Origin of the sequence: Halorhodospira halophila (assembly GCF_016653405.1) — a bacterium.
Taxonomy (GTDB): Bacteria; Pseudomonadota; Gammaproteobacteria; order Nitrococcales; family Halorhodospiraceae; genus Halorhodospira; species Halorhodospira halophila_A.
Genome location: NZ_NHSN01000022.1, coordinates 20,386 through 30,804, shown reverse-complemented (window position 1 = coordinate 30,804; position 10,419 = coordinate 20,386). Strand labels below are relative to the sequence as shown.

The 10,419-nt window shown below is 66.0% G+C and carries 10 protein-coding genes; 6 read left to right on the top strand and 4 right to left on the bottom strand.

The genetic code is table 11. The features are described 5' to 3' along the window. The first annotated feature begins 470 nt into the window (after positions 1–470). From CCR79_RS09050 to metF, 5 genes are all read left to right on the top strand, one after another. Positions 471–1,277, top strand: coding sequence for a glycine/sarcosine N-methyltransferase (locus CCR79_RS09050; RefSeq protein ID WP_201171175.1), 807 nt, complete (start codon positions 471–473; stop codon positions 1,275–1,277). Positions 1,278–1,281: 4 nt separating this feature from the next. After that, positions 1,282–2,118 carry a sarcosine/dimethylglycine N-methyltransferase gene (locus CCR79_RS09045; RefSeq protein ID WP_201171173.1) on the top strand — a complete coding sequence of 279 codons (837 nt, stop codon included), beginning with the start codon at positions 1,282–1,284 and terminating at the stop codon, positions 2,116–2,118. A gap of 96 nt (positions 2,119–2,214) precedes the next feature. Further along, positions 2,215–3,381, top strand: coding sequence for a methionine adenosyltransferase (gene metK, locus CCR79_RS09040; RefSeq protein ID WP_201171171.1), 1,167 nt, complete (start codon positions 2,215–2,217; stop codon positions 3,379–3,381). A gap of 28 nt (positions 3,382–3,409) precedes the next feature. Then, entirely contained in the window at positions 3,410–4,702 is a 1,293-nt protein-coding gene (gene ahcY, locus CCR79_RS09035; protein ID WP_201171169.1) for an adenosylhomocysteinase, read from the top strand. Positions 4,703–4,864: 162 nt separating this feature from the next. Continuing rightward, complete coding sequence (gene metF, locus CCR79_RS09030; protein ID WP_201171167.1) at positions 4,865–5,779, top strand: methylenetetrahydrofolate reductase [NAD(P)H]; 915 nt, start codon at positions 4,865–4,867, stop codon at positions 5,777–5,779. A gap of 96 nt (positions 5,780–5,875) precedes the next feature. Here metF and CCR79_RS09025 read toward each other — a convergent pair whose 3' ends face one another. Then, positions 5,876–7,654 (bottom strand): phosphoenolpyruvate carboxykinase (GTP), encoded by a 1,779-nt coding sequence (locus CCR79_RS09025; RefSeq protein ID WP_201171165.1) that lies wholly within the window; start codon positions 7,652–7,654, stop codon positions 5,876–5,878. A gap of 141 nt (positions 7,655–7,795) precedes the next feature. Here CCR79_RS09025 and CCR79_RS09020 point away from each other — a divergent pair, with 141 nt between their 5' ends. Next, entirely contained in the window at positions 7,796–8,122 is a 327-nt protein-coding gene (locus CCR79_RS09020; protein WP_201171163.1) for a HigA family addiction module antitoxin, read from the top strand. Here CCR79_RS09020 and CCR79_RS09015 read toward each other — a convergent pair. From CCR79_RS09015 to CCR79_RS09005, 3 genes are read right to left on the bottom strand one after another with little or no spacing between them, the layout of a single operon-like run. Next, entirely contained in the window at positions 8,097–8,768 is a 672-nt protein-coding gene (locus CCR79_RS09015; RefSeq protein WP_201171161.1) for an SDR family oxidoreductase, read from the bottom strand. The two genes, CCR79_RS09020 and CCR79_RS09015, sit on opposite strands and share 26 nt — an antisense overlap. Before the next feature lie 11 nt (positions 8,769–8,779). Beyond that, on the bottom strand, positions 8,780–9,361 hold the full coding sequence (locus CCR79_RS09010) for a tRNA (mnm(5)s(2)U34)-methyltransferase (RefSeq protein WP_201171155.1): 582 nt from the start codon (positions 9,359–9,361) through the stop codon (positions 8,780–8,782). Beyond that, positions 9,358–10,419, bottom strand: a complete 1,062-nt coding sequence (locus CCR79_RS09005) for an NAD(P)/FAD-dependent oxidoreductase (protein WP_201171154.1) — start codon at positions 10,417–10,419, stop codon at positions 9,358–9,360. Before CCR79_RS09005 ends, CCR79_RS09010 begins: the two co-directional genes overlap by 4 nt.

The following is a 10,419-nucleotide window of genomic DNA, read 5'->3' as shown; positions in this document are numbered from 1 at the left end:
TGTCGACCCCGGGGAGGGGTGGGCCTTCCAGCGCGAACTCGACGTGCTCGCCTGTGTCCCGTCACGTCAGTACTTTCCGGAATCCGCGTCGGCCGAGCAGCGCCTGCGTCCGGTCCGGTGACCCTGCGGGGCCGGGGCTTGAATTCGCCGCCGATCTCGCGCACAGTATGCCCACGCTAACGGCCGACGCGGTCGTATAGGCATGTAAAGGAAGGTGCCGAGACCCGGAGTCGCTCGACGGCCCGCGGCTGGCTCGGCATCGTCAAATGGGCCTAGGCCCCTGTCCGAGACACGCCCCGCACGGTGCGCGGGCGCATGCCGCACAAGAACCATCGGAAGCAGTAGAGAGGCGAACAATTCGCAACCTGCCCAAGCGTTGGCGGTGACGTGGAAGTCTCCGATCCGAAGCGGGGCACTGTATCCATGGCGCGCGTGCGCCGATAGGGAAGATCGCCAGACAGAGGTGACCTATGAGTGTTCAGACTGAGCAGGACTTCGGGGCGGACCCGACCCAGGTGCGGGACACCGACCACTACACGGAGGAGTACGTCGACGGGTTCGTGGACAAGTGGGACGACCTGATCGACTGGGACAGTCGGGCCCAGAGCGAGGGTGACTTCTTCATCCAAGAGCTCAAGAAACGGGGTGCCAAGCGGGTACTCGACGTCGCAACCGGCACGGGTTTTCACTCGGTTCGTCTGCGCGAGGCCGGTTTCGAGGTCGTGAGTGCCGATGGTAGCGCGGAGATGCTGGCCAAGGCCTTCGAGAATGGGCGAAAACGTGGCCATATTCTGCGCACCGTCCAGGTCGACTGGCGATGGCTGAACCAAGACATCCACGGTCGCTACGACGCCATCATCTGCCTCGGCAACTCCTTTACCCACCTATTCAACGAACGCGACCGCCGCAAGACCCTCGCCGAGTTCTACTCCGCCCTCAACCACGACGGTGTCCTGATCCTGGACCAGCGCAACTACGACGGCATCCTGGATCACGGCTACGACTCCAGCCACACCTACTACTACTGCGGAGACGACGTCTCGGTCTATCCCGAGCACGTGGACGACGGGCTGGCGCGGTTCAAGTACGCGTTCTCCGATGGGTCGACCTATTTCCTGAACATGTTCCCGCTGCGCAAGGAGTACACGCGGCGGCTGATGCGGGAGGTCGGCTTCCAGAAAATCGAGACCTACGGCGACTTCAAGGAGACCTATCGGGACGCCGATCCGGACTTCTTCATCCATGTCGCCGAGAAGGCCTATCGGGAGGAGGAATAACCTGATGAGTCAGTATGATGACGAGGCCATCGAGGTGGCCCGCCAATATTACAACAGTCGCGATGCGGACAACTTCTACTTCCACATCTGGGGTGGTGAGGATCTGCACGTCGGCATCTATCATGACGAGGACGAGCCGATCTTCGACGCCAGTCGTCGGACCGTCGAGCGCATGGCCTCGAAGCTGAGCAACCTGAGCGCCGACAGCTACGTGCTGGACGTGGGCGCCGGTTATGGCGGCGTGGCGCGCTACCTGGCGCATACTTACGGCTGCCGTGTGGTCGCCCTGAACCTCTCCGAGCGCGAGAACGAGCGCGACCGGCAGATGAACAAGGAGCAGGGCGTCGATCACCTGATCGAGGTGGTCGATGGTGCCTTTGAGGACATCCCGTTCGACGCCGAGACCTTCGACATCGTCTGGTGCCAGGACTCGTTCCTGCACAGTGGTGATCGCCCCCGGGTGATGAGCGAGGTGACCCGTGTGCTCAAGAAGGGCGGCGAGTTCATCTTCACCGACCCGATGCAGGCCGACGACTGCCCCGAGGGCGTCATTCAGCCGATCCTGGACCGGATCCACCTCTCCACCATGGGCACGCCGAGCTTCTACCGCGACGAGCTGAAGAAGAACGGCATGACGGAGCTGGAGTTCGAGGACAACACGCCCCAGCTTCCGCGCCACTACGGCCGTGTCCACAAGGAACTGGAGCGGCGCGGGCACGAGCTCGACGGCATCGTCTCCGACGATTACGTCGCCCGCATGAAGAAGGGTCTGCAGCACTGGGTCGAGGGTGGCAACAACGGCTACCTGACCTGGGGCATCTTCCACTTCCGGAAGGACTGATCCCGCGCACTTATCCATTTCTCCCGGGCCGCGCGCGGCTGCGGCCGCGCCGCCGGGTTTGTATAACCTGAGAATCCTTAGCGAGAAGGAGTAACCATGAGCAAGCGCTACCTCTTTACGTCTGAGTCGGTGTCCGAGGGCCATCCGGACAAGATGGCCGATGCCATCTCCGATGCCCTGCTGGACGAGTTCTTGCGCCAGGACCCGAAGTCCCGCGTCGCCGCCGAGACCATGATCCAGACCGGCATGGTCGTCGTTGCCGGCGAGATCAAGACCACGGCCAAGATCAACGTCGAGCCGCTGGTCCGCGACGTGGTCCGGGAGATCGGCTACACCAGCTCGGACATGGGCTTCGACGCCGACACCTGCGCGGTCCTGAACGCGCTGGGCGAGCAGTCGCCCGACATCAACCAGGGCGTCGATCGCGAGAAGGAAGAGGAGCAGGGCGCTGGCGACCAGGGCCTGATGTTTGGCTACGCCACCAATGAGACCGACGTGCTCATGCCGGCGGCCATTCACTACTCCCATCTGCTGGTCAAGCGCCAGGCCGAGGTGCGCAAGAACGGCAAGCTGCCGTGGCTGCGCCCGGACGCCAAGAGTCAGGTCACCTTCCAGTACGAAGGCGACAAGATCGTTGGCTGCGATGCGGTGGTGCTCTCCACCCAGCACGACGAGACCGTGGACCAGAAGACCGTCCACGAGGGCGTGATGGAGGAGATCATCAAGCCCGTGCTCGGCAGCACCGGCTGGCTGACCAACGACACCAAATACCACATCAACCCGACCGGGCGCTTTGTTACCGGCGGCCCGCTGGGTGACTGCGGCCTGACCGGCCGGAAGATCATCGTCGACACCTACGGCGGCATGGGTCGCCACGGTGGTGGCGCCTTCTCGGGCAAGGACCCGTCCAAGGTCGACCGTTCGGCCGCCTACGTCGGCCGCTATGTGGCGAAGAACGTCGTCGCCGCCGGCCTGGCCGATCGTTGCGAGGTGCAGCTCTCCTACGCCATCGGCGTCGCCGAGCCGACCTCCGTCAACGTCGAGACCTTCGGTACCGGCAAGGTCGACGAGGAAGTGATCAACAAGCTGGTCCGCGAGAACTTCGACCTGCGTCCGTACGGCATCCTCAAGATGCTGGGTCTGGAGCAGCCGATCTACCGCCCGACCGCCGCTTACGGCCACTTCGGCCGCGAGGACATCGACGTGCCGTGGGAGCGCACCGACCGTGCTGCTGCCCTCAAGGACGCCGCTGGCCTCAAGTAACTGAATACGCAAGGAGTAACTCGATAGCATGAGTAATCAAGACTACAAGGTTGCCGATATCTCCCTGGCCGACTGGGGCCGCAAGGAGATCAAGATCGCCGAGAGCGAGATGCCGGGTCTGATGGAGACCCGGCGCGAGTTCGCCGCGCAGAAGCCCCTCAAGGGTGCGCGCATCGCCGGCTGCCTGCACATGACCATCCAGACCGCGGTCCTGATCGAGACCCTGCAGGAGCTGGGGGCCGAGGTTCGCTGGTCCTCCTGCAACATCTTCTCCACTCAGGACCAGGCGGCCGCTGCCGTTGCGGCCAACGGCACCCCGGTCTTTGCCTGGAAGGGCGAGACCGAGGAGGAGTACTGGTGGTGCATCGAGCAGACCATCAACGGTCCGGACGGCTGGAAGCCGAACATGCTGCTGGACGACGGTGGTGACCTGACCGCCGTGATCCACGAGCAGTACCCGGACATGATGAAGGACATCTACGGTGTCTCCGAGGAGACCACCACCGGCGTGCACCGTCTCTACGAGATGAGCCGCAGGGGCGAGCTCGGCATGCCGGCGTTCAACGTCAACGACTCGGTCACCAAGTCGAAGTTCGACAACCTCTACGGCTGCCGTGAGTCGCTGGTCGACAGCATCAAGCGCGCCACCGACGTCATGATCGCCGGCAAGGTGGCTGTCGTGGCCGGCTTCGGCGACGTCGGCAAGGGCTCGGCGCAGTCGCTGCGTGGCCTGGGCGCCCAGGTGTGGGTCACCGAGGTCGACCCGATCTGTGCCCTGCAGGCCTCCATGGACGGCTACAAGGTCGTCACCATGGAAGAGGCCGCCCCGGTGGCCGACATCTTCGTCACCGCCACGGGCAACTACAATGTGATCACCCACGATCACATGAAGGCGATGAAGGACGAGGCCATCGTCTGCAATATCGGCCACTTCGACAACGAGATCGACGTGGCGAGCCTGAAGCAGTACAAGTGGGACGAGATCAAGCCGCAGGTCGACCACATCGAGTTCCCGGACGGCAAGAAGATCACCCTGCTCGCCGAGGGCCGTCTGGTGAACCTGGGCTGCGCCACCGGCCACCCGTCCTTCGTGATGTCCAACTCGTTCACCAACCAGGTCATGGCTCAGATGGAGCTCTACAACAACCCTGGCAAGTACGAGAAGGACGTCTACGTGCTGCCCAAGCACCTGGACGAGAAGGTTGCGGCGCTGCATCTGGGCCGCGTCGGCGCCAACCTGACCCGTCTCAGAGAGGAGCAGGCCGAGTACATCGGCGTCTCCGTGGATGGGCCGTTCAAGCCGGAGTGGTACCGCTACTAAGCCGGTAAGCCACTACGGCTTGACCGACAGACCCGGGGGCTGCCCAGCAGCCCCCGGGGTCTCGGTTGAGCGCCCAGAGCGTTCAGCGTTCAGCGTTCGGGCCAAGCGGTCCGAACGCTGAACACTGAGCACTGAACGCTTCGAGTCAATCGGAGGGGTTCAATGGAAAGTCAAAAGAAACACCCCCGCGTCTTCAGTTTCGAGTTCTTCCCGCCCAAGACGGACGAGGGGGCCGAGAACCTGAAGGCCACGCGGGAGCGCTTGGAGCGGCTGAACCCGGCCTACTTTTCGGTGACGTTCGGCGCCGGGGGGTCGACCCAGGATCGCACCTTCGAGACGGTCATCGACATCCAGCGCAGCAGCACCGCCGACGCGGCGCCCCACCTGTCGTGCATCGACGCCAGTCGGGATCGGCTCAAGCAGATGATCCTCGACTACAAGGAGCAGGGTGTGAAGTACATCGTTGCCCTGCGCGGCGATCGGCCGTCCGGCTCCGGATCCATGGGCCAGGGCGAGCTGAGTTACGCCAACGAGCTCGTCGAGCTCATCCGCGAGGTCACCGGTGACCACTTCTACATCGAGGTGGGTGCCTATCCGGAGTTCCACCCGGAGGCCCCGGACGCCCTGACCGATATTGAGAACTTCGTCCGCAAGGCCAAGGCCGGCGCGGACTCGGCAATCACGCAGTTCTTCTACAACGCGGATTGCTACTACCGCTTTGTCGAAGATTGCGAGAAGCGCGGGGTGGACATCCCGATCGTCCCCGGCATCATGCCGCTGATGAACTTCGAGCAGCAGGCGCGTTTCGCCGCGGCCTGCAAGGCCGATATGCCGCGCTGGCTGGCACAGCGGATGGAGGCCTGGAAGGATGACCCGCAGTCGCGGATGGAGTACGGCATCGACGTCGTGACGCGGCTGTGCGAGGACCTGCTGGACAACGGTGCGCCCGGTATCCACTTCTACGCCCTGAACAAGGCGCCGGTGGTCGAGCGCATCTGGCACAACCTCGGGCTGTCGGAGCAGACCGGCGGCGAGGTGCGCAAGCCGGACGAGGTCGAGGTGCCGGCGCAGCCCTGAGACCGGCGCTGCACCAGAATCGGCCGGAACGAGACCCCCGCCGGGCAGGTGCCTGGCGGGGGTCTTTTGCAATGGGCTGGGGCCGATGGGTCGGTTTTAGAGGTTCTCCTCCAGCCATTCCAGCTCCTGCCAGAGCTGCGCCGGGAGCCGGTCGCCGAACTGCGCGTAGTGATCGCGGATAAGCTCGATCTCCCGCCGCCAGCCCGGGGCGTCCACCTCCAGCAGGTCGGTGAGGGTCTCCGGGCCGATCTCCAGGTCGCTGAGGTCGACGTCGCCGGGGCGAGGCAGCCGCCCGATCGGGCTCTCGAGGGCGTCGATCTCGCCTCGGTTGCGCTGGAAGATCCACTTCAGGACCCGGGCGTTATCGGAGAAGCCCGGCCAGATGAAGCGGCCGTTGTCGTCCTTGCGGAACCAGTTGACGTGATAGATCGTCGGTAGCTGGCGTCCCGACTGCTCGCCCAGCCGGAGCCAGTGGGCGAAGTAGTCAGCCATGTTGTAGCCGCAGAACGGCAGCATGGCCATGGGATCGCGGCGCAGGGCCCCCAGGTTGCCGGTGGCAGCGGCGGTCTTCTCGCTGCCCATGACCGAGCCGAGGAAGACCCCGTGCTGCCAGTCTCGCGCCTCCTGGACCAGGGGGATGGTCTCGCCCCGGCGGCCACCGAAGATGATGGCGTCGATGGGCACACCCGCCGGGTCGTTCCACTCGGGGGCGATCGCCGGGCACTGGTGGGCCGGGGCCGTGAAGCGGGCGTTGGGATGGGCTGCCGGCTCGCCGCTGTTCGGCGTCCACGGGCGTCCTTTCCAGTCGGTGAGTTCGGCCGGCGGCTCGTCGGTCATCTCTTCCCACCAGACGTCGCCCTCGGGCGTTCCGGCGACGTTGGTAAAGATGACGTTGCCGTGGAGGGCCTCCATGGCGTTGGCGTTGGACTTGTACGAGGTGCCCGGCGCCACCCCGAAGAAGCCGGCTTCGGGGTTGATGGCGTAGAGGCGCCCGTCAGAGCCGAACTTCATCCAGGCGATGTCGTCGCCGATGGTCTCGACCTTCCAGCCCGGCATGGGCGGCCGCAGCATGGCCAGGTTGGTCTTGCCGCAGGCCGACGGGAATGCCCCGGCCATGTACTGGACGTCGCCATCGGGGCTGGTGAGCTTGAGGATCAGCATGTGCTCGGCCAGCCAGCCCTCGTCCCGGGCCATGGCCGAGGCGATGCGCAGGGCGAAGCACTTCTTGCCGAGTAGCGCGTTGCCGCCGTAGCCCGAGCCGTAGGACCAGATCTCCCGGGACTCGGGGAAGTGGACGATGTAACGGTTGTCCGGATCGCAGGGCCAGGGCACGCCGGGGTCGCCGTCACGCAGCGGATAGCCCACGGAGTGGAGGCAGGGGACGAAGCGTCCGTCACGGCCGAGGACGTCGAGCACCGGCTGACCTACACGGGTCATGATGTGCATGTTGGCCACGACGTAGGGCGAGTCGGTGAGCTGGACGCCGATGTGCGCGATCGGCGAGCCCACCGGCCCCATCGAGAAGGGAATCACGAAGAGGGTGCGGCCCTCCATGCAGCCGTCGAACAGGCCGCGGAGGTGGCTGCGCATCTCCTCCGGGTCGGCCCAGTTGTTGGTGGGGCCGACGTCGTCGGGATCGGTCGAGCAGATGAACGTGCTGTCTTCAACCCGAGCCACATCGGCCGGGTCCGAGCGAATGAGCAGGCTGTTGGGGCGTAGCTCGGGGTTGAGCCACTGGGCGGTTCCGTCGGCGACCATGAGCTGGCACATGGCCTGGTACTCGTCCCTTGAACCGTCACACCAGTGGACGTTGCTCGGTCGGCACAGCTGGCGGATCTCCTCGACCCAACGAAGCAGCTGTTGGTGTTCCGTCATGGTTCCTCCCGTGGGGCACGGCGTCGGTTTTAGCAACGACCTATCAATGAACATGATGGGTCATGGTTTCGCGATTGTTAAGTCGCAGCCTACCACGGTGTCCGCGTTTGCGGCCTGAACGGGGTGCGTTATGGTTACGGCATGAGCCAAAGACGGAACACCACCGCCGGGATGCCTATCCACCCGGGCGAGGTGCTGCTCGAGCAGTTCCTTGAGCCGGCCGGGTTGTCCCAGTACAAGCTGGCCCGCGCCATCGGCGTGCCGCCCCGGCGCATCAATGAACTGGTATTGGGCAAGCGCGGCATCTCAGCGGATACCGCGCTGCGTCTGGCCCGTTTTTTCGGCACTGCGCCGGAACTGTGGCTGCAGCTGCAGAATCAGTACGACCTGGATCGTGCGCAGATCGTTTTGCAGGGCAAGTTGGAGACGATCCAGCCGCTGGCTACCAGGGAAGGATCTCCCGGTTAGGGGCGTGCCAGAAGCGCCCCGAGTCCTCCAGGCTGACGTGGTCCATCCGGTCGATCAGCCCGGCAGCGGACTCCGGCGGGTCGATTAGGCCGTTTTGGCTGGTCATGTCCGTGCGCACCCAGCCGGGGTGTAGCAGGGCCACGGCGATCCCGCGCGGGCGTAGGTCGTGGGCCAGCGAAACGGCCGCCATGTTCACCGCGGCTTTCGACATCCTGTATCCGTAGCTATTGCCAGAGGTGTTGTCGCCGATCGAGCCCATGCGACTGGTGACGATCCCCAGTTTACCGCCGTCGCTGAGCAGGGGATAGAGAGCTTCCGCGGCCATCAGCGGGCCGAGGGCGTTGGTCTCGAACTGGGCGCGGATACCCGCCACTGCGGCCTCGTCGAGGGCGCCCAGGCGCTGGACCCGCATCAGCCCGGAGACCACCAGGACCCATTCCAGGGGTTGCCCGGACAGTTGGTCGGCCAGGGCATCGAGCGTGTCGTGCCGGGTGATGTCCACTCCTTCGTGGACCTGGGCGCCGGTGTTGCGCAACTCCTCCGAGGCGCTGCGCGCGGTAGCGATTACGTGGTCGCCGCGCGCACAAAGCTGCCGCGTGGTCTCCAGGCCGATGCCTCGGTTGGCGCCTAGGATCAATTTCGCCATTATGCTGCCTCCTAGTGGTGATCGCCCTCGGCGCGGCGCCAGAGCAGGTGGAGGATCGGGGCGGTATCGCCGCCACTCCCCCGCTCCTGCCAGAGGTCGCCGGCGGCCGCGGCGGTGGCCATCCAGCTCGCCACACAGCGGGCCTCATCCGGACCGCCGGGATGCCCCCGGTAGGCGATGACGCTGATCAGGCCGCCGGGCCTGAGCAGTTGCCGGGCGGCGTCCAGTGCCGGCCTGGTCCGCTCCGGGTGCGTCGTGACGCTTCGGTCGCCTCCGGGCAGGTAGCCGAGGTTGAACATGACGGTATCGACGCTGCCGTGCCAGTCCGGCGGCGTCAAGCCGGCCAGGTGCCGATGATCGGCCTGGACCAGGTGGCAGGCGGGCAGGTGTCCGCGTGCTGCTAGGCGAGCCCGCGTATTCTGCAGGGCGTCCCACTGCAGATCGATGACCAGGATACTGCCTCCGGGGTTGGTCTGGGCGGCCAGGAAGCAGGCATCGTGGCCGTTGCCGGCCGTGGCGTCGACCGCGCGGCCGCCACGGCCCAGCACCTGGGCCACGTGGCGGTGAGCGGTCTGCGTCAGGGGTTCGCTCATTCCGGGCGAGCGGGTGCCAGGCAACCCTCGGGCAGTGGTGCGTCCTCGAGCAGGTGCTCGGCCAGCCGCTCGGCTAGGTAGGGGGCCTGGAGCATGGCGCGGGCGCCGAGGCCGTTGAGTACGGCGGCCGGTCGGCCGGGGATTCGGCCGAGCACCGGGCAGCGCTGCGGGGTGGCCGGTCGGGTGCCGGCCCGATGCTCGACGACCTCCATCCGTGGCGGCCGAGAAAGCAAACGGGGGAGCTGGCCGAGCAGGGTTTCGCGACCGGACTCGGTGGCTGCGGCAGGGGTGTCGGGCTTGCCGTAGGTGGCGCCGAGCCGGAAGACGCCGCGCTGTCCGGGCTGCGGTGCCAGGTAGCCAGCTCGGCCATGGTAGATGTGGTTGGGGATCGGGTGCGTGGGGCGCACGGTGAGCACCTCGCCGGGGACGCACTGCAGACCGACGCCGGCCAGCCAAGGGTTGTCCGAGCCGCTGGGGCCGTCGCAGAAGACCACCTCACGGTAGCGCTGGCCCTGCCAGGTGACTCCATCGGCATCGGTTCGGAGCGCCTCGGTCGTTACCATCCCGTCGCGCAGCGAGTCCCGATCGCGCAGATAGTCGGCGACGTGACCGAGCAGCGCCGGGACGTTGACCTGCCCACCGCGGATCTCGAACCCGCCCCAGGGGTCGGCCAGAACGCCATCGTGATCGCCGGGTGAGAACTGCCGCCCGAGCCAGCGGGCAAATGCCGGGTCGAGGCTGCGCTTCTGGAATTGCCGCAGTTCTTCGCGGCCGCCGGCCATGTGCAGGATGTCGTGGGACTGCAGCAGACGCTGCCCGAAGCACCGCTCCAGGCTGCGATAGCGCCGCCACGAGCCGGCGGCGGTCTCCGCGCCGCTAGGGGGGAAGGTCAGGCGCGGACCGGCGATCGGTGTGGCCAGTCCCGGGGTGACCCGCGAGGGGGCGTCGGTCTTGCCGTCATCCACCACAGTCACCGCCGCTCCGCGTTCGAGCAGACTCAGGGCGACCAGGCTGCCGGCGAGGCCCTGGCCGACGATAAGGAAGGGGGGTTGGCTCAT

Bases quoted from the DNA above. Each gene is read 5' to 3' on its own strand.
- CCR79_RS09025 (WP_201171165.1), bottom strand. From the start codon at position 7,654: ATGACGGAACACCAACAGCTGCTTCGTTGGGTCGAGGAGATCCGCCAG.
- CCR79_RS09005 (WP_201171154.1), bottom strand. From the start codon at position 10,419: ATGAGCCAACCCCCCTTCCTTATCGTCGGCCAGGGCCTCGCCGGCAGC.
- CCR79_RS09020 (WP_201171163.1), top strand. From the start codon at position 7,796: ATGAGCCAAAGACGGAACACCACCGCCGGGATGCCTATCCACCCGGGC.
- metK (WP_201171171.1), top strand. From the start codon at position 2,215: ATGAGCAAGCGCTACCTCTTTACGTCTGAGTCGGTGTCCGAGGGCCAT.
- CCR79_RS09050 (WP_201171175.1), top strand. From the start codon at position 471: ATGAGTGTTCAGACTGAGCAGGACTTCGGGGCGGACCCGACCCAGGTG.
- CCR79_RS09015 (WP_201171161.1), bottom strand. From the start codon at position 8,768: ATGGCGAAATTGATCCTAGGCGCCAACCGAGGCATCGGCCTGGAGACC.
- CCR79_RS09045 (WP_201171173.1), top strand. From the start codon at position 1,282: ATGAGTCAGTATGATGACGAGGCCATCGAGGTGGCCCGCCAATATTAC.
- ahcY (WP_201171169.1), top strand. From the start codon at position 3,410: ATGAGTAATCAAGACTACAAGGTTGCCGATATCTCCCTGGCCGACTGG.
- CCR79_RS09010 (WP_201171155.1), bottom strand. From the start codon at position 9,361: ATGAGCGAACCCCTGACGCAGACCGCTCACCGCCACGTGGCCCAGGTG.
- metF (WP_201171167.1), top strand. From the start codon at position 4,865: ATGGAAAGTCAAAAGAAACACCCCCGCGTCTTCAGTTTCGAGTTCTTC.